The 18,087-nt window shown below is 60.9% G+C and carries 16 protein-coding genes and 1 tRNA gene; 5 read left to right on the forward strand and 12 right to left on the reverse strand.

Translation table 11 applies throughout. From position 1 onward, the window contains the following. Positions 1 to 6: 6 nt before the first annotated feature. The 5 genes from AC3YUO_RS00650 (at position 7) to sstT (ending at position 4,064) form a co-directional block, all read left to right on the forward strand. Positions 7 to 867 (forward strand): YitT family protein, encoded by an 861-nt coding sequence (locus tag AC3YUO_RS00650; RefSeq protein WP_489961118.1) that lies wholly within the window; start codon positions 7 to 9, stop codon positions 865 to 867. Positions 868 to 885: 18 nt separating this feature from the next. Beyond that, the gene (locus AC3YUO_RS00655) at positions 886 to 1,476 is read left to right on the forward strand and encodes a lactate utilization protein (protein ID WP_489961119.1); all 591 of its coding nucleotides are present in this window, start codon (positions 886 to 888) and stop codon (positions 1,474 to 1,476) included. A gap of 41 nt (positions 1,477 to 1,517) precedes the next feature. Then, on the forward strand, positions 1,518 to 2,600 hold the full coding sequence (locus AC3YUO_RS00660) for a transglutaminase domain-containing protein (RefSeq protein ID WP_489961120.1): 1,083 nt from the start codon (positions 1,518 to 1,520) through the stop codon (positions 2,598 to 2,600). Positions 2,601 to 2,666: 66 nt separating this feature from the next. Continuing rightward, a tRNA-Gly gene (locus tag AC3YUO_RS00665) sits at positions 2,667 to 2,742 on the forward strand. A 104-nt stretch (positions 2,743 to 2,846) separates the two neighbouring features. Beyond that, positions 2,847 to 4,064, forward strand: coding sequence for a serine/threonine transporter SstT (sstT, locus tag AC3YUO_RS00670; RefSeq protein ID WP_489961121.1), 1,218 nt, complete (start codon positions 2,847 to 2,849; stop codon positions 4,062 to 4,064). 62 nt (positions 4,065 to 4,126) lie between these two features. Here sstT and AC3YUO_RS00675 read toward each other — a convergent pair whose 3' ends face one another. From AC3YUO_RS00675 to AC3YUO_RS00730, 12 genes are all read right to left on the reverse strand, one after another. Then, positions 4,127 to 5,050, reverse strand: coding sequence for a calcium/sodium antiporter (locus AC3YUO_RS00675; protein WP_489961122.1), 924 nt, complete (start codon positions 5,048 to 5,050; stop codon positions 4,127 to 4,129). A 377-nt stretch (positions 5,051 to 5,427) separates the two neighbouring features. Beyond that, on the reverse strand, positions 5,428 to 7,278 hold the full coding sequence (locus AC3YUO_RS00680; protein ID WP_489961123.1) for an LTA synthase family protein: 1,851 nt from the start codon (positions 7,276 to 7,278) through the stop codon (positions 5,428 to 5,430). A 230-nt stretch (positions 7,279 to 7,508) separates the two neighbouring features. Continuing rightward, positions 7,509 to 8,222, reverse strand: a complete 714-nt coding sequence (locus AC3YUO_RS00685; RefSeq protein WP_489961124.1) for a V-type ATP synthase subunit D — start codon at positions 8,220 to 8,222, stop codon at positions 7,509 to 7,511. Positions 8,223 to 8,234: 12 nt separating this feature from the next. Beyond that, positions 8,235 to 9,611 (reverse strand): V-type ATP synthase subunit B, encoded by a 1,377-nt coding sequence (locus tag AC3YUO_RS00690; protein WP_489961125.1) that lies wholly within the window; start codon positions 9,609 to 9,611, stop codon positions 8,235 to 8,237. Next, entirely contained in the window at positions 9,608 to 11,383 is a 1,776-nt protein-coding gene (locus AC3YUO_RS00695) for a V-type ATP synthase subunit A (RefSeq protein ID WP_489961126.1), read from the reverse strand. Before AC3YUO_RS00695 ends, AC3YUO_RS00690 begins: the two co-directional genes overlap by 4 nt. 86 nt (positions 11,384 to 11,469) lie before the next feature. Continuing rightward, positions 11,470 to 11,778 carry a V-type ATP synthase subunit F gene (locus tag AC3YUO_RS00700; RefSeq protein ID WP_489961127.1) on the reverse strand — a complete coding sequence of 103 codons (309 nt, stop codon included), beginning with the start codon at positions 11,776 to 11,778 and terminating at the stop codon, positions 11,470 to 11,472. Positions 11,779 to 11,793: 15 nt separating this feature from the next. Further along, on the reverse strand, positions 11,794 to 12,780 hold the full coding sequence (locus tag AC3YUO_RS00705) for a V-type ATPase subunit (protein WP_489961128.1): 987 nt from the start codon (positions 12,778 to 12,780) through the stop codon (positions 11,794 to 11,796). 285 nt (positions 12,781 to 13,065) lie between these two features. Continuing rightward, a complete protein-coding gene (locus AC3YUO_RS00710) occupies positions 13,066 to 13,758 on the reverse strand; it encodes a V-type ATP synthase subunit E (RefSeq protein ID WP_489961129.1) in 693 nt (230 codons plus the stop codon). A 22-nt stretch (positions 13,759 to 13,780) separates the two neighbouring features. After that, a complete protein-coding gene (locus AC3YUO_RS00715) occupies positions 13,781 to 14,269 on the reverse strand; it encodes a V-type ATP synthase subunit K (RefSeq protein ID WP_118640768.1) in 489 nt (162 codons plus the stop codon). A gap of 15 nt (positions 14,270 to 14,284) precedes the next feature. Then, positions 14,285 to 16,219, reverse strand: a complete 1,935-nt coding sequence (locus tag AC3YUO_RS00720) for a V-type ATP synthase subunit I (RefSeq protein WP_489961130.1) — start codon at positions 16,217 to 16,219, stop codon at positions 14,285 to 14,287. Beyond that, complete coding sequence (locus AC3YUO_RS00725; protein ID WP_489961131.1) at positions 16,219 to 16,533, reverse strand: hypothetical protein; 315 nt, start codon at positions 16,531 to 16,533, stop codon at positions 16,219 to 16,221. Before AC3YUO_RS00725 ends, AC3YUO_RS00720 begins: the two co-directional genes overlap by 1 nt. Before the next feature lie 320 nt (positions 16,534 to 16,853). Further along, complete coding sequence (locus AC3YUO_RS00730; RefSeq protein WP_489961132.1) at positions 16,854 to 17,945, reverse strand: putative glycoside hydrolase; 1,092 nt, start codon at positions 17,943 to 17,945, stop codon at positions 16,854 to 16,856. Positions 17,946 to 18,087 lie beyond the last annotated feature (142 nt).

The raw sequence follows: 18,087 nt of genomic DNA on the forward strand, positions 1-18,087 counted from the left end.
GCCGCTATGCAGAAAACCACTCTGCGCCGCTATGCCATCATCTCTCTGGGCTGCCTCATCTATGCGCTGGCCTTTAACTGGTGCTATGCCCCCAACGACATCGCCTACGGGGGCTTCACCGGCGTGGCGCAGATTATCAACAGCCTGGGCGGCTTTCTCTCCGTGGGCACGCTGGTGTTTTTCCTCAACCTGCCTGTGTTCTTTCTGGGCTGGAAGCTGCTGGGCGGACAGCTGCTCGTGTCCTCCCTGTACGCCATGACCCTCTCCTCCTTTCTCATCGACCTGCTGGATCGGTTGGTGTCCTTTTCCCCCATGGACCCTCTGCTTGCCTGTATCTACGGCGGAGCCATCCTGGGGGTCTCCCTGGGGCTGATCCTGGGACAGGGGGCCACCACCGGCGGCACCGACCTGCTGGCCCGGCTCTTGAAGCTGCCCCTGCCCTGGCTGCCCATGGGCAAGCTGCTGCTGGCACTGGATTTGGTGGTCATCTGTACCTGCGCCCTGGTGTTTCAAAATCTGAACACTGCCCTGTACGGCCTGGTGGCCCTGTACTTGTCCACAACCGTGATGGACATGGTCCTTTATGGTCTGGACACCGCCAAGGTGGCCTTCATCATCACCGCCTGCCCCGAGCAGGTCGCCCAGGCCCTGACACAGGACCTGGAACGGGGCGTCACCATCCTCCAGGGGGAGGGCGCCTGGTCGGGAGAGTCCCGCCAGGTCCTGATGTGCGCCTTCAAGCAGCGCCAGATTGTCTCCATGAAGCAGCGGGTGAAGGACCTGGACCCCGACGCCTTTCTCATTGTGTGCAACACCCACGAGGTGCTGGGCAACGGCTTCCGCCGCTACCACAGCCAGGATATTTAAATACAAGGTGGAATTTTTATGGCTGATATTACAAAAACGGCACAAAATCTGGAGAAGCGGGGCTTTGTAGTCCGGTGCTTTGACACCGCTGAGCAGGTCGCTGACTACCTGGACCGCCAGATTGATCAGACCTCGGTGGCCTTCGGCGGCTCCGTCACCGCCCAGCAGATGGGCCTCTATCCCCGGCTGGCCGCCCACAACCGGGCCATCTGGCACTGGGAGGGCGGCACCCTCCAGGAGGCCATGAGCACCGACGCGTACATCACCTCCGTCAACGGCCTGGCTGAGACGGGGGAGCTTATCAACATTGACGGCACCGGCAACCGGGTGGCCTCCACCCTCTTCGGCCACCGCCGGGTCTATTTTGTGGTGGGCGTCAACAAGATTGCCCCCGACTACGATGCCGCCCTGTGGCGCGCCCGTAACATTGCCTCCCCCAAAAATGCCCAGCGTCTGGGCCGGAAGACCCCCTGCGCAGTCAAGGGCGACCGCTGCTACAACTGCAGCAGTCCCGAGCGGATCTGCCGGGGCTTGACAGTGCTGTGGGAGCCCATGGGGGGAGCTGAGGTCACCGAAGTACTGCTGATTAACCAGGAGCTGGGTTACTGATATCCCCATCAGCCCGCTCTCATGCAAAGGAGGACGCTCCCATGAAACGACAACTTCTGGCGGGTATGACCGCCATCACTCTGCTGCTTACCCCGGGATGCTCCTCCATGCTCAACCGGGACTTTGTGGACGTCACAACCCACAATACGGCCTCCCCTACCACGGAAGGGGACCCCTTCACCCTGCGGGCAGAGAGCTACCAGGAGTTGGTCAACGCCCTCATTTACTTCATCAATCAGGGCGTGGAAACCGGCACCGTCCGGCTGTATATGGACTCTGAGTCCGTGGAGGATGACCTGGAAAAGGCCTGTCTGGAGGTGTCACATGAAGACGCTCTGGGCGCCTATGCGGTGGAATACATCAAGTACAGCGTCACCCCTGTGGTCACCTATGAGCAGGCGGACGTGCAGATTACCTACCGCCGGACTAAGGAACAGATTTCCTCCATTGTCTCCGTCACCGGCACTACTGCCATCCGGAGCGAACTCAAGTCTGCCCTGGCTTCCTTTGCCCCGGAACAGGTGCTGCGCATCAGCTACTTTGACGGAGATGCGGACTACATCCTGGAACTGGTACGGGAGGCCTACTACGCCACCCCGGCCGCTGCCCTGGGCATGCCCCAGGCGGAAATCCACATCTACCCCGACAGCGGCCGGCAGCGGATTGTGGAAATCCTGCTCACATACCCGCTGGATGCGGCGGAGCTGGAACAGAGGCAGAATCTGCTGGAACAGAAGGCGCAGTCGCTCACCCATCCCCTCTCCTCCCTGGAAGGGGATGCGGCGTTCCTGGCTGCGGCCAAAACGGTGGTCAACACCAACGGCCGCCCGTCTTCCGGGGGCAGCACCGCCTACGACGCTCTTCTGACCGGCGGCGCGGACAGTGAGGGACTGGCTCTGGCCATGGCCCTGCTGTGCCAGACCATGGACCTCTCCTGCCAGGTGGTCACCGGCACACTGGATGGACAGCCTCACTTCTGGAATGTGGTGGAAAGCGATTCCGGGTGGCGGCACATGGATTTGACCGTTTCTTCCTCCTCCGGGCAGTCCTTTTATACCGACCAAGAGCTCTCCGCCAAGGGCTATTCCTGGGACACCAGCACCGTTCCAGCCTGCGGATCATAAATTTTAAAAATTTTTCATTTTTCTATTGACATCGGCCGAATATCTGCTATAATACCATTTGTCGCTGCGAGTGTAGCTCATCTGGTAGAGCGCCACCTTGCCAAGGTGGAGGTAGCGAGTTCGAGCCTCGTCACTCGCTCCAGCTAAAAATCCCACCCATTCGGGTGGGATTTTTTTGCAGGCAGGTAAATACTAATTCTGACCCTAGCAAACAAAAGAGTTGTTTCATTGGAAAGAGGAGTTTGTATGGAACTGATTCGCAAATGGAACCGCATTCATCTGGTACTCCGAATTGTACTGGGTCTGATCTTCGGCGCGATTCTGGGCGTAGCTCTGCCCCAGGCCTCCGGCATCGGGATGCTGGGCACCCTGTTTGTGGGCGCACTGAAGGCTCTGGCCCCCCTGCTGGTCTTTTTCCTGGTCATGGACTCCCTGGCAAAGCACCAGAAGGGCGCCCGGAGCAATATGACCACGGTCATTGTTCTCTACCTGATCGGCACCTTCCTGGCCGCTCTGTGCGCCGTGGCGGCCAGCTTCCTGTTCCCCTCCACCCTGATTCTGGCGGAGGGTGCCACCTCTGAGGCCCCTGGCGGCATTGCCGAGGTGCTGACTACCCTGCTGAACAACGCGGTGAGCAACCCCATCTCCGCCATTTCCAATGCCAACTATATTGGCGTACTGGTGTGGGCAGTGGTCTTTGGCCTTGCCCTGCGGGAGGCAGGCGAGGGCACCAAGCACATTCTCTCCGACCTGTCCTCCATGCTCTCCACCGCCATCCGCTGGGTCATTCAGTGCGCCCCCTTCGGCATTCTGGGTCTGGTGTTCACCACTGTGTCCACCACCGGCTTTGACTCCTTCAAGACCTATGCCCAGCTGATTTTCGTGCTGGTAGGCTGCATGCTCTTTGTCGCCTTTATCGTCAATCCCCTCATCGTCTTCCTGTGCATCCGCCGCAATCCCTATCCCCTGGTGCTGCGCTGCCTCATCCACAGCGGCATCATGGCCTTCTTTACCCGCAGCTCCGCCGCCAACATCCCGGTGAACATGAACCTGTGTAAGGAGCTGGGGCTGGATGAGGACAAGTACTCCGTCTCCATCCCCCTGGGTGCCACCATCAACATGGCCGGCGCCGCCATCACCATCACCGTGCTTACCCTGGCCACCGCCAACACCCTTGGTCTGACGGTGGACTTCCCCACCGCCTTCCTGCTGAGCCTGGTGTCCTCTGTGGCTGCCTGCGGCACCTCCGGCGTGGCCGGCGGCTCCCTGCTGCTGGTTCCCCTGGCCTGCAGCCTCTTCGGCATCTCCAACGACATCGCCATGCAGGTGGTGGGCATCGGCTTCATCATCGGCGTCATTCAGGATTCCTGCGAGACCGCCCTCAACTCCTCCTCCGACGTACTCTTTACCGCGGCTGCCGAGTTCCGCAGCCGCCGGAAAGCCGGTCTGGACATGGGCTATTGAGCCGCTCCTCTACAAAAAAAGCCGCCCCTTCGGACGTAATCCGAAGGGGCGGTTTTCTGTTCTCACAGCAGGACCAGAATAAAATAGGTGACATAGCTGGTCAGCAGGGTCACGCCGCTTCTGTGGGAGAGGCGGGAGTGATGCAGACAGCACAGCAGGAGCAGGACCGCCGCCACCACGGCGATAACCGTGTCGCTGAGAAAGGCGTGGGCAAAGGGCACGGGGGTGACCAGAGCGGAGGTGCCCACCACAAAGAGGATGTTGAAAATATTGCTGCCCACAATATTTCCGATGGCGATATCCGCGTTGCCCCGCCGGGCCGCGGAGACCGAGGTGAAGAGCTCAGGCAGGGAGGTTCCCAGAGCCACAATGGTCAGACCGATGAGGCGCTCGCTCAGCCCCAGGATACGGGCAATGTTGGAAGCCGCATTGACGGTCACATTGCTGCCCGCCACGATGCACACCAGGCCCACCACGGTCCAGAGCCCCATCTGCCACAGGGGGCGGTCCGAATTGATTTCCTCGTCCTCTCCGTTCCCGGAGCGGGCCATACGGAACAGATAGAAGAGGTAGAGCAGAAAGAAGGCCCACAGAATCACGCCGTCCAGCAGGGAGATGGTCCCGTCCAGCCCCAGCACCAGGAGCAGCAGGGTGGCAAAGATCATAAAGGGAATTTCCCGGGTGATGGTGGACTTAGCCACGGCAATGGTAGTCAGCGTAGCAGCCAGGCCCAGAATCACCAGGACGTTGATGATATTGCTGCCTACCACGTTTCCGATGGTGATATCCGCGCTCCCCTTCAAGGCGGCGGTAATGCTCACCGCAGCCTCAGGGGCGCTGGTGCCCATGGCTACAATGGTCAGACCGATGACCAGCTGGGGAATACCCAGGCGGGAAGCCAGTCCCGCAGAGCCGTCCACAAACCAGTCCGCGCCCTTGACCAGCATCACAAAGCCCACAATCAGAAGAAGCAGTGAAATTAACATTTCCATTTTTATCTTATTCCCTCCAGTATTTACCGCTCAGGGTCCCATCTGGACAAACAAAAAACGAGACCTTCGCTGCATGAAACAGCAAAGTCTCGTCGCTGAAATGCATGACCGGATGCTCTCCCGGGAACAACGTGATGACGACCATGCAGACACGGAAACCCGTGCGGACTACTCCCTTTCGCGGTTTTCTATGCTACCTGAAATCCGCCTCCAATTCAAGTATCAGATTGGACAAAAAAAGCGCGCTTTTCCCCCGGTTCTCTGACGGTTCTTCAAGGTTCTCTTCCCATTGTCCGGGGCAAACTCTGCACGTATCAAAACAGGCCCCAGACACGCTGTAAAACGTGCCCGGGGCCTGTTTATGTCCTTGCTCACCGGTCCTGTCCGGGAGCATATTCTGTTTTTGCAATTTCCCCATTGTTCACCGGACGGAGGGTGAAAAGCCCCTCCTGCCGGTCTCCGCCGCCAAAGAGGTTGTTGTACTGAACCCTCTGGTAATCCTCAATGAGAGCGGTAAAGTCGTTGGTCTCCAGGTGGCTGTACGCCTGACCCGCTTCGTCCACATAGCCCACAAAGGTGACGGCGGGCAGCTGGGTCTGGAGCTGCCACAGAAAGCTGTCATAGGCGGTCGCCTCAATTCCCGCGTAGCGCAGCACATACTGCCCCAGGAAATTCAGGCTGGTCACCTCAGGTCCCTCCTCCGGCAGGTCATAGTTGGCCCAGATCACAAAGGGGACATAGTACTTGCCCATGTACTGCTCCATGGTCATCTCCCCCTGGGTGACTCCATAGGCTTTGTCCAGGAACTCCTGCTCCACAGAGGGCTGGTGATCCCCAAACATGACAATGATGGTGGGCTCCTCCAACTGCTGGAAGTACTCCACCAGGGTGCGGAAGGCCTCGTCCGTCTTATTGGCCAGGGTGAGGTACTGTTCCGCCATGGGGTACCGGCCGGGCGCATCGGTGAGGGCCACCTCGGCCGGGTAGTCCTCCACCGTGTAGCCGCCATGGTTTTGAATGGTGACGTTGAACAGGAAGAGGGGCTGTCCCTCCTCCTTATGTTCAAACTCCCAGATGATCTGGTCAAAATCCGACTGGTCGCTCACATAACCGTGCTCAAAGGTCTGGGGCACGTCCATGAGATCGCCGTACTTGTAGTCGTCAAAGCCCAGATTGGGATAGGCCCGGTCCCGCTGCCAGGAAGTCTTCTCTCCAGGGTGGAAGGCCAGAGTATCGTAGCCCAGCTCCTTCAGGTGGAAGGCCAGGGAGGCGGTGGGCCCCAGTACGTACTGCTGATAGGGAATGCTGCCCGAGGGCAGGAAGGCCATGGAATTCCCGGTTAAAAACTCAAATTCGCTGGCGCTGGTCCCCGCACCGAACACGGAGGTATAGGCGTGTCCGAAGATGGCGTTGTCCAGGGAGCGGATGTAGTCGGTGACGCTCTCACTGAGGGAGAGGGTCCCGTAGTCCTCAAAGTCGGCCCAGGACTCGTTCATAATGGCCACAATGTTGGGCCGGTCCACCGAAACCTCCACCGGCTCCGGCTGCTCCACCAGGGACACGATCTGCTGCAGCCGCTCCACAGAGGTGTCCTCCGGCTCCTCCACCTCCAGAAATTCCGTGTTCCGCAGGAAGGTGGCCAGACACCCTCCCGTTTGGTAGGACCCGGCCTGATCCCACACGTCGGTCTTTACGCCCAGGTTCCCCAGCTTCTGGGTGGGGAGCAGCAAAGCCAGGCAGAGAAGTCCCGTGCCCACACAGGCCAGCCGTACCCCCCACTGCTCTCTGCTCAGCCGGAGCATGGCTCTCTGCTTTTTTCTCAGGAGAAAGGCCCCGAGCGCCACAATTAGAGCCAGGGCCCCCAGCATGGAGAGGGTAGGTACAAAGCGGTAGTTTCCCGCCACAGCGGCGGCGGTACCCAGGGCCGACAGGTCCCAGGGCAGAATGGGGGTGCCCCGAAAGGCATTTACAAAATAGTTGGCCGCACCCCAGAGGCCGGCAGCAAGGTGAATGCCGATGCAGCAGGGGGCAATCCGACCCGTCAGTCCGCACAGCGGCCAGTACATCAAGGCAATACACAGGGCATTGGCCAGGGCCGCGGTGGGGGACATGGACCAGGGTGCGGCGCCGTAAGCCAGCTGCATCAGCCACACAGCCGTCAGCGGCGCCAGCAGCAGAGCCCCTGTCTGCCAAATCCACTTTTTCAAATTCTTTTCTTTCATTCGCTCCATATCGTCCATTTCATTCATAAATCCGTTTTCTGCAAGAAACAGTACAATTGGGCATTATACTCCATCCCTCTCCTTTTGTCAAAAAAAGTCGTTCCCAACCTTTTATTTCCTCTTTCTGCTCCCATTCTATGCTTATTTTCCAGAAAAAGAGACGCTGTCCGGATGATTCGGACAGCGTCTCTTTTTCCATTTTCATTGGATATTCCAGCGGGAGTGCCTGTTTATACCCCCTCGGGTGCTTCGCCGGAATCGCTCCAGGCCTGTGCGGCCCTGGCATCCTCCTCCCGGCGCTCCTGGATGGCCTCCTTCAGGATCATATCCTTCACCTTCATGAGCCGGATGGTGTTGGCACGCTCGTTCTCGTCCAGCTTCATGGTGATATACTTGATACTCTCCTGCATCTGGGGAATCTTCACGTACTCCAGGGCGTTGACGCGGCGGCGGGTCTTTTCAATCTCCTCCGCCAGCAGCTGGGAGGTCTTTTCCACCTCTGCCAGCCGCAGCATGTCCTGAAATACCTTGGACATGGCGTCCACCGCGTCGTCCAGCTCGCCGCTGGTCTGGGCAAAGCCGTAGGGATAGACCTCGCCCGGGTCCTGGCTGCTGGTGTGGAAGCGGTACTGGGGCACATCCACCGACATGACGTTCTGGAAGGTCATCTCCAGCTCCACGCTCTGCTTGGGGTACAGGAGGGACTGCTCCAGCATCTCGGGGGACATGAGGGCCGCGGCCACGGTAAAGGAACCGTGGGCCCGCATGAGCCCTTCCTCCACCCGCTTGCGCAGCGCCCGGTTTTCCCGGACCACGTCCATAAACTGCTTCATCAGCTCGTCCCGCTTGTCCTTCAGCAGCTTATGGCCCCGCTGGGCGGTCTTCAGCCGGCCCTTCAGCCGGGTCAGCTCCATACGGGTGGGATTTATGGTTGTGGAAGGCATTCAAATCCCCCCTTAATCCTTCTTGGGCAGATACTTGTCAATGAGCTCCGGCTTGATTCGCTTCAGCTCGCTCCGGGGCAGGATGCTCAGCAGATCCCAGCCCAGGTCCAGCGTCTCAAAGATGGAGCGGTTTTCCTCCGTCCCCTGGGCCACGTAGCGCTTTTCAAACTCGTCGGCGAACTTGGCGTAGAGAAGGTCGGTGGGGCTCAGGGCGGCCTCGCCCAGGATGGACATGAGCTCCTTGTTCTCCTTGCCGGTGGCGTAGGCCGCGAAGAGCTGGTTCATGGTGCCGGAGTGGTCCTCACGGGTCTTGCCTGCGCCGGTACCCTTATCCTTCAGACGGGACAGGGAGGGCAGCACGTCCACGGGGGGATTGATGCCCCGGCGGTAGAGCTCACGGGACAGGATGATCTGGCCCTCGGTGATATAGCCGGTCAGGTCGGGGATGGGGTGGGTCTTGTCGTCCTCGGGCATGGTCAGGATGGGGATCATGGTGATGGAGCCCTCCTTGCCCATCTGACGGCCGGCGCGCTCGTACATGGTGGCAAGGTCCGTATACAGATAGCCCGGGTAGCCGCGGCGGCCGGGGACCTCCTTCTTGGCGGCGGAGATCTCACGCAGGGCCTCGGCGTAGTTGGTAATGTCGGTCAGGATGACCAGCACGTGCATACCCTTCTCAAAGGCCAGGTACTCCGCGGCGGTGAGGGCCATACGGGGGGTGGCGATACGCTCGACGGCGGGGTCGTTGGCCAGGTTAGTGAACAGCACGGTACGGTCGATGGCGCCGGTGCGCTTGAACTCGCTGACGAAGAACTCAGATTCCTCGAAGGTGATGCCGATGGCTGCAAAGACCACGGCGAAGTTGGATTCGCCGTCCAGCACCTTGGCCTGCCGGGCAATCTGGGCAGCCAGGGCGGCATGGGGCAGACCGGAACCGGAGAAGATGGGCAGCTTCTGGCCGCGGACCAGGGTATTCAGTCCGTCGATGGTGGAGATGCCCGTCTGGATAAACTCGTTGGGGTAGTCCCGGGCGGCGGGGTTCATGGCCAGGCCGTTGATGTCCCGGTACTCGTCAGCCAGGATGGCGGGGCCGCCGTCAATGGGCTGGCCCATGCCGTTGAACACCCGGCCCAGCATGTCCTCGGACACGCCCAGCTGCAGGGGGTGGCCCAAAAAGCGGATCTTGGAGTCCTTCAGGTTAATTCCGGCGGAGCTCTCAAAGAGCTGCACCACGGCGGAATCGCCGTTGACTTCCAGCACCTTACAGCGGCGGATGGTACCGTCGGTAAGCTGGATTTCGGCCAGCTCGTCGTAGGTGACGCCCTTGACCTTGTTTACCACCATCAGAGGGCCGGAGATCTCCTGGATGGTCTTATATTCCCGAATCACAGCTCATCCTCTCCCTTCTCTGCGATGGCGTTAATCTCGTCCTCCATCTGAGCCGTCAGGTCCGCATAGGCCTGCTTATACTGGTCGGCGGGGACGGACTTGGCACGGCCGATACCCTCACGGGCGGGAATGGTGAACAGAGCGTTCAGCTCGCCGCCCCGCTCGGAGGCCGCGCGGCACTGGGTATCATACTGGCGGATCATGGCCAGCATCCGGGCCTGGCGGTCGTACTCAGAGTAGGAGTCAATGTCCACGAAGGAGTTCTGCTGCAGGAAGTCCTCCCGAATCATCTTGGCCACTTCCAGGGTGATCTGGTCCTTGGCGGACAGGGAGTCCTTACCGACCAGCTGCACAATCTCGTTCAGGCTGGCCTCCTCCTGGAGGACGGCCATGGCCCACTCCCGGTTCACCAGGAAGTCCTTGCCCAGGTTCTCGTCGTACCAGGGCTTCAGAGAATCCAGATACAGGGAGTAAGAGTTCAGCCAGTTGATGGCGGGGAAGTGACGGCGGTAGGCCAGGGAGGCGTCCAGCGCCCAGAACACCTTAACAATCCGCATGGTGGCCTGGGACACGGGCTCACTGAGGTCGCCGCCCGGAGGGGATACGGCGCCTACGGCGGTCAGGCTGCCCCGGCGGTCCTCGTCGGAGCCGATGCAGGAGACGGAGCCGGCGCGCTCGTAGAACTGAGCCAGACGGGAGCTGAGGTAGGCGGGGTAGCCTTCCTCACCGGGCATCTCCTCCAGACGTCCGGACATCTCACGCAGAGCCTCGGCCCAGCGGGAGGTGGAGTCGGCGATGACGGCCACGGCGTAGCCCATGTCCCGGAAGTACTCGGCAATGGTAATGCCGGTGTAGATGGAGGCCTCACGGGCGGCCACGGGCATATCGGAGGTGTTGGCAATCAGCACGGTCCGCTTCATCAGAGACTCGCCGGTCCGGGGGTCCACCAGCTCAGGGAACTCACGGAGCACGTCGGTCATCTCGTTGCCGCGCTCGCCGCAGCCGATATAGACCACCAGATCCACGTCCGACCACTTGGCCAGAGCGTGCTGCATGACGGTCTTGCCCGAACCGAAGGGGCCGGGGATGGCGGCGGTGCCGCCCTTGGCCACGGGGAAGAAGGTATCCACAATCCGCTGGCCCGACTGCAGGGGGATAACGGGGGGATACTTATGCTTGTAGGGACGGCCCACACGGACGGGCCACTTCTGCATCATGGGCAGCTCTACCTTGGAGCCGTCCTCCTGCTCCAGCACGGCCACCGTCTCGGTGACGGTGAAGGAGCCGGACTGGATGGAGACAATCTTGCCCTTCATCTTGGGGGGAATCATAATTTTATGGAGAATGGACGCGGTCTCCTGGACGGTGCCGATGATGTCACCGCCGACGACCTGGGTGCCGGGCTCCACCGTAGCGGTAAAGTCCCACTTCTTCTCCCGGTCCAGGGCGGGGACCTCCACGCCGCGGGGCAGATTGTTGCCCTTGACCTTCTCCATAATGACCTCCAGCGGGCGCTGGATGCCGTCGTAGATGTTTTCCACCAGGCCGGGGCCCAGCTCCACGGACAGGGGGGAGCCGGTGGTGACAACCTCCGCCCCGGGGCCCAGGCCGGAGGTCTCCTCATAGACCTGGATGGAGGCCGAATCGCCGCTCATGTTCAGGATCTCGCCAATCAGGCGCTGCTCTCCTACGCGGACCACGTCGGCCATGTTGGCCTCCTCCATGCCGGTGGCAACCACCAGCGGGCCGGAGACCTTGACGATCTTTCCCATAGGCTAAACCTTCTTTCTCAACTGCAGAACACAGAATTGGTACCCTTCGACTCATTCTGCATTCTGCATTTCTGCATTCTGCACTCTTACAGGATGTCCGCACCCACGGCCCGCTCCACAGCGGTTTTCACGTTGGCCATTCCAATGCCCAGCGAGCCTTCCTTGCCGGGGATGAGAATGATAGCCGGGGTCAGGGCGTCCTTGTACCGGGCAATGTCGCTGCTCAGCTTGGCAGCCAGCTGCTCGGTCATATAGATGATGGCGTAGTTCTCCTTGGCCATGCGGTGGAGGGCCTCATGCCCCTCCTCGGGGGTATTCACCGGGCAAACCTCCAGGCCCAGGGCCTTGAAGCCCAGAACGCTGTCCATGTCGCCCATCACGGCAATCTTATACATCTTCCCTCCACCCCCTTACACATAGGTTTCCCGCAGCCGGGCGCGGATGGTGTCGCCGTCCAGGCCGGCGGCCCGTCCTGCAAAAATGGTGCGGATGGCGGTCAGCTCCGCCTCCTTGGCGTAGAGGTAGCCGATGACCGTCTGCTCCCCGAAGGGAATCCGCCGGGCGGCGGACAGATAGGCGGTAAGGGCGTCGTCGCAGGTCTTCTCAAAGCCGGTCAGCGCCCCGCTGCCCGGCTGGGTCAGCTTGGCGCCCATCTCCGCGGCCTGGGCCAGGGGCCCGGTGCGGAAGACCTCACCCAGGGCGTCGCCCCGGGCGGCGGCAATGGACTGGGGCGAGACGCTGCCGCCCTCCAGCAGAACCTGGCGCAGGAAGTCGCCCTCCTTGCCCATGCGGTACACCCGCACGGCGGCGCGCAGGTTGGCCACATCCACCGACAGGCGGACATAGCCCCTGAGAAACTCGCTGTCCAGCTCGTCGGCCAGCACACCCATCTCGCCGTAGCAGGCCTTATCCAGAATCAGATCCGCCTGCTGTGGGTCCCGGGTGTCAGCCAGAACGGCCTGGGCCTGCTTCATGGCCTGCTGGAAGCGCTCCGAGCAGCCCCGAAGCTCCTCCCGGCGCCAGCCGTCCAGCAGCTGCTGGGGGTCGTACCGGCCCCCGGGCAGCAGCAGCCGCTCCGGGTCCGCCCCCACAGCCTTGGCCTTAATAAGCACCTTGGCATTGTGGTAATCATATTTCAGTTGGAAAATCTCCGTCAGCCGACGGTCCGGGGAGGCGTTCTCCATATCCCGGAAGGTGTCTGCCCGGGCCTGGGCCAGCACGGCGTCCAGACTGCCGCCCCCGTCGGGGTAGCCGCACTCCGTCAGCACCTTCATGGCCTCGCTGTTGTCCCGGGCCTCAATCATCCGGTCCATACGCTCCCGGGTCAGAAGCCGGTTCTCCATGGCCCGAATGCGGGCCGAGACGGAGAGATAATCCGTATCTTTGCGGTGGGACAAGATATCCCTCCTTTCGTCGTCGTCGCAAGCTTCATATCCCTCACTTCCGCCTTACGGCGAAAGCTCGCTCATTCCGCTGCTCCTCCTCTCCAAACCGGACCCACTCCGTTGGGCTCCGGTTTGGGGCGGCGTTCCGCCGCCATTTTCTCGCAAGCCTTGTATCCCATGCCTCCGCCTTACGGCGAAGGCTCACTCACCCGGCTGTTCCAACTCCGCACTGAGTGCCGTCGGGGCTTCACAGCTCGGTGGTATGGGACGCAAAGCACTTCTATGTTCCGCTGGGGCTCAGGCCTTGGGGAACAGCACCTGGTCCACTTCCTTCTCCAGCTTTTCACGCTGCAGACGGACCAGTGTCTCAAAGGCACAGTTGACCTCCACGTCTCCGTCCACCAGGACGAAGCCGCCCTTCATGGGCCGGGTCTCCTCACTGAGGGTGAGCATACCCGTGCCGGTGACCATGGCGGTGGTGGAATTCACTACCTTGCCCAGGAACGCCCCCACCTTGGTGTCGGTGATGGCATCGGGCAGCTCGGGGGCTACCTGCTTGACCATGGCCTCGTTGGCGGCCACGACCACCTGCTTGCCTACCCGGGCGCGGTCCTGGGGAGAGAACACCAGCTGTTCCTTCCCGGTGGTGGAGGCCTCCAGCACCAGGCGGGTCAACAGCTGCACATATTCCTCCTCAGGCAGGGAGCACAGCTTCTCCAGGGCCAGTTCGAAGGCCTGAGCCAGCATCTCCTGCCGGGCGGCCAGCTCCAGCTTGCGCTGTTCCATCTTGGCCGCGGACTTCAGCCGCTCCAGGCGCTCCTGGGCGGCCCGCTGTCCCCGGGCCAGAGTATCGGCCGTCTCCTTGTCCGCCTGAGCCTGGGCTGCCTCCGCGATGCTCCGGACCTTCTCGTCGGTCTCCTGGTTCATGCGGGCAATTTCAGCCTGGGCGTCCTGGACAATTTTGGCCGTAATTTTTTCAATACCTTCCATAGAGCCGGTTCCTTTCCCAGCCTTAAGCGCTGATGTTGATGATCATCAGCATGGAGGCCAGCAGAGACAGAATGGCGTAGAACTCAACGGTGATGCAGAGCACCATGCCCTTGGACCAGTCGTCGGGCTTCTTGGCCAGAATGTTGATGGAGCCGGCAGCCACGCGGCCCTGAGCGATGGCGGAGAACAGGCCGCCCAGTGCCATGGGCAGGCAGGCCACGAAGTACTGCATGCCCTGAGCCACGGTCAGATCGGGCAGGGTGCCGGACAGCAGGCCCATGCGGAACACGGCGAAGAACCAAACCACCAGGCCGTACAGACCCTGGGTGCCGGGGATAACCTGAAGAATCATGACCTTACCAAACTTAGAGGGGTCCTCACACAGCAGGCCGGTGCCCGCCTCGCCGGCGATGCCGGTACCCTTGGCCGAACCGATGCCGCTCAGGACCGCCGCCAGACCGGCGCCCAGCAGGGCGATGGCCAGACCGCCGATTGTCTCCAGAAAACTCATGACTATGTCCTCCTTTTATTCTTTTACAATGTCGTAATATTTGGTATTCCAGGACAGGGGCCGGAAAGGCTTTCCGCCGTCCTGATAAAACTTGCCGAAGTACTCCAGACACTGAAGACGCAGGTCGTGCACATAGCAGCCCAGCAGGTTCAGCGCGAAGTTCAACGTGTTGCCCACCAGGGAAATGATCAGGAAGATGATAACGTTCCCCGGGATGGCGCCCAGGGTGTTGAACACCTGGGCAATGACCGAGCCGGCCAGCATCAAGGCCATCAGACGGGAGTAGGACAGGATGTCGCCGAAGTAGCCCGTCACATGGTTATAGAGGGAGCCGAACACGGCCGTCACCTTGCCGAAGCCCTTGGCGTTCCAGCCGGATCCCACCAGCACCATGACGCCGCCCACGATCAGCACCACATTGGTGATGCCCAGGATGGCCAGCGCCGCGCCGGCAAACACAATCCACCAGGTCAGCTCTTCCCAGATGGCATCCATCACCTGGCCGTCCCGCAGCTTCTTATAGAAGCTGATGGCCATACCGGTGATAATCTGCACAGCGCCCAGACACATGGCCCCCACCAGAATCATCATGGTGTCATTAAGGGGGGTAAAGAGGGCGGGCAGCGTAATGGGATTGTCCGGGTTAATAAGGGTACTGATCTGGGTCAGGAAGTCGCCGAAGAAGCCGCCGGTCAGAATACCCATGATAAAGGTACTCACGCCGCACAGGCCCAGCAGTCCGAAGAAGTGGGCCATGCCACCCTTGGGCTTTTTCTTGGTCAGCACCACCACCGAGGCCAGCATCATAATGAGGCCGTAGCCCATGTCCGCCATCATAATCCCGTAAAACAGGATGAAGAAGGGGGCCATGAGGGGGTTGGGATCCAACGAGCCGTAGGCCGGCAGGGAGTACATCTCCGTGACCATGTTCAGCGGCCGGGTGAACCAGTTGTTTTTCAGCTTCACCGGCACGCTGGGGTACTCGTCCTCCGAGGGGTCGGTGACCTCCCAGGCACAGGGGTAGGGGGAGATGGCCTTCTGCAGGCTGGGCCAGTTTTCCGCCGGCACCCAGCCCTCCAGGTAGAAGGTCTGTCCGGTGTCCAGCAGATGGCTCCGGGATTCCTCCCGGCTGACCTCCACCGCGGTGCGGTCGGCCAGCCGCCGGAGATCCGCCCGGCAATTCCCCATGCCGGAGAGCTTCTCCTCCAGAGCGGCGGCCTCCTGGGCCAGCTGCTCCAGTTCCTTGTCCAGCTGGGCGGTGTTCTCCGCCGCCGTGCCGCTCCAGTCGCGGAGGTTGGCCCGGGACCAGCCCAGGTCCTTCACCGTCTGGAGTACCGCCTCACTCTGGCTCACATGGCACACCAGAAGCAGATACTGCTGCTCCCGATCGGTGGAGACCAGGGTGAGCTGGGACAGATCTCCTGCCGCCAGCACCTCTCCCTCCGCCTGGGCGAAGGGTACGTTGGCGGGCAGCGTGCCCAGCTGAATGACCACCTGTCCCGTGGACTGGGTGTCCAGAGGCAGGTCCAGGCTCAGCCAGGGAGCCAGAGCTCCTTTCTGAGCGAGCAGTTTGGTTTCTTCCGCGTGGATGGTACTGAGACGGCGGTCCATCTCATTGATCTCCTCCGCCTCCCGGAGTGCGGCCTCGGCCGCCCGCTCGTCAAAGAGCTCTCCCTCCGTCAGCCCCGGCTGGGGCTTCAGCAGACTCTCTTTGGCCGGAGCGCTCCGCTTGAGCACCGCCAGTGCCCGTTCCACGGCGCTGTGCCGATCCCGGGCCTCGGACAGGCCCCCGGTACCGGGCCGGGTCAGCCCCGCCCACACCGGGTCGCTCTCGTCCACCGACGGTTCATCAATCTCCACGCAGCCCATGCGCTGGAGCAGACGGAGAAGGGTATCCCGGTTCTCCCTCATGGCAACCAGCCGCAAATGCTTCATTTTGACGATGGCCATCAGCGATTCACAACCTTTTCTACAATCAACTGTGCCGCCTGGTCCAGCCGCTGGCGGGCACTCTCCTTCATTTTCTCACATGCCCGGCCGGCCTCTTCCATCAGCTGCTGGGCCTCCTGGGCCGCCTCAGCCTCCGCCTGGGCCAGCACCGTTCGGTTCTTGGCCTCCGCCTGGGCCCGGGCTTGCTCCAGCAGACGCTGGGCGTCACGCTGGGCGTTCTGAAGCTTTTGCTTGTTTTCCGCCGCAGCCGCATCCTTGCGCCGCTTCTCTTCCTGCTCCACCTGGGTCACCTTTTGAATGGCCTCTACTGCCATAATCCTCACCACCTTTAGTTCTAGTTCCTTCCTCTGCTTCATCGCAGATTCTTCTATCAATTTAAATCGTTATCTACGGCCTATTTTATTTGATATTCCCCTTAAATGCAAGCGCTATTTTCCGCTTCTTTCGCCATCATTATCCATCTTCAGGCCTCATTTCACCATCTTACTTTTCTTTTTTATGCGTCATCATTCTTTTTTACTCATTTTTTAAGTTTTTATCCGTTTCAGTCTATTTTTCTTTTTTCCTCCTTTAATTATCTGCATAAAAAAATTTCCTGGACTGCACGAAGTCAGTCCAGGAAATTGCAAGACCGTCAAGTTGTTTCATCCAGCAGCTTTGCCTGGGGCACGGCCGAATCCTGCTCCAGCTGGGGCACAATCTCCACCAGACGCCCTTCGCCGTCCGTTACACCTGCCTGGGTCAACAGGGCCTGCGGTGCAGGTTCGGTACCCGATGCCATCCAAATTCGGCCTTCCAGGCCGGACAGCAGCGCGGTGGTAATGCCGCACTCCGGCAGCTCACCGGTGAGCGTACCCGCCTCTGCCCGCAGGGAAATTTTCGTTCCATAGGGGGCCACTGCCTGCTCCACCAGCTCCACAAAAGCTGACACGGCCTGGGCCTGCTCCCCGGCGCCGGAGGTAATGCGATCCACCGAGCCCGCCGTGGGGAATCCGGCGCATTCCAGCAGAATCTCGTCAAAGCCCACGGCGGCCAGCTCACCGCACAGGCCGGCCAGATACTCACGCGCCCCTTCGCTGGCCGGGTTCAGCCACCGAAGGCCCTTCTCATCCCGCCAGTTTCCGTAGCTGGCCCGCATGGCCAGGTCATTGCGGTGGTAGGGGATGGTATTGTCCCGGAAGCAGCACACCCGCGCCACGGTGTAGACCTCACCCTGGTTCCAGGCCTGCAGCTGCTGCTGAACCGTCTCATCTCCGGCGTTGACGCCATAGCTCTGGGCCAGAGCCTGCTGGGAGTTCCAGGCCAGCATGCCCTCCTCATCCTTCATGGTGAGCACCAGGGCGTTGGCGCCCGCCTGCTCCAGCTGAGCCGCCGCGGTGCCGTCCAGAATGGCGGAAATGGGCAATTCCAGCGCCGTCATGACGCTCTCCTGCTCCGGCTCCTCCGGCTGTTCAGGCTGGGAGGTATCCGGTTCCTCCTGGCCGCTTTCCGACCCGGTTCCGCCGGACTGGTCGTCCCCCTGTCCGTCCCCGGAAACATCGGACTGCCCTCCGTCCTGCTGAGAGACATCCGGCAGCTTCAGCGGCAGTCCATCCTTCCCGCCGATCCACACCGCTACCAGCAGTACCACAGCAAGTACACCCAGCACAGCGGCTACGATCTTTAAAACATCCGTCAGCGTCCGGCGGCCCCGGTAGCTGCTGTAACCCCTTTGAGACCGGCGCACGGCAGGTCCTCCTTTCTATGTGTCCCGCCTCCGTATCTCTTTCGCAATACCGGAGGCCGCCAAATCAATTTTCCTTCTATTTCCACAAAAAACCTGCGTTTTATCTCGCTGTCTCAACCATATCGCTTTAAAAAGGAACGTT

The sequence above is a fragment of the Pseudoflavonifractor sp. HNCC25GI2 genome (genome assembly GCF_058136395.1).